General features: G+C 30.6%; 1 protein-coding gene. It reads left to right on the plus strand.

Features of this window, described 5'->3' with window-relative positions; all coding sequences use genetic code 11:
* Positions 1-147 precede the first annotated feature (147 nt).
* On the plus strand, positions 148-294 hold the full coding sequence (locus tag D0T49_RS12915) for a hypothetical protein (RefSeq protein ID WP_163632370.1): 147 nt from the start codon (positions 148-150) through the stop codon (positions 292-294).
* The last annotated feature ends 311 nt before the right edge of the window (positions 295-605 follow it).

The following is a 605-nucleotide window of genomic DNA, read 5'->3' on the forward strand; positions in this document are numbered from 1 at the left end:
ATTTAAAAATAAGAGATAATCTGTTTGTTTAAAAAAAAAAAATAGAGGTGTAAATATTCGGTAGATACGGCAAAAATGTTAATTGTGTTGCTTGTTTGATTTATCGTTTGTTTACACCTTAAAAAAAAAAAAGAAAGGAAATTTGTTATGAAAATTATTGAAATGATATTGAAAGGTGTCGATAAGGCACAGGATATTGTAAAAATAGTAAAGGCGTTGCTTGCGGGTGTGGATGCTTTCACAAAATCACTACAGGATTCTAAAGTGGATGAATGTGAAATTATTACAGAATAATATGAGTGATTTTTTAACGATATTTCTCTATACTGTTCTCTCGCTCTTTCTATTCTTTGTTGTGTTTTGGCTGTTCTTTTATGATTCGTTGCGTCGTAGGGTGGTTAGAGATGCTTTAAACGATGCTTCAAGCCGTGATTATTTGAGCGAATTTATTACAAATTTGATTCGTAATAACCCCGTTTTGAACGTATTTAAATGATGTAAGATGAAAAATAATAATTGGTTTTTGATTCTTTTCGTATTCTTTTTGACTGTCGTTATTTTGTTTATTTGGTATTTTCAAAGGGCATCATCGGATGATGCTCCGA

It is taken from the genome of Paludibacter sp. 221, from assembly GCF_010501035.1.
Classification (GTDB): Bacteria; Bacteroidota; Bacteroidia; order Bacteroidales; family Paludibacteraceae; genus QVMH01.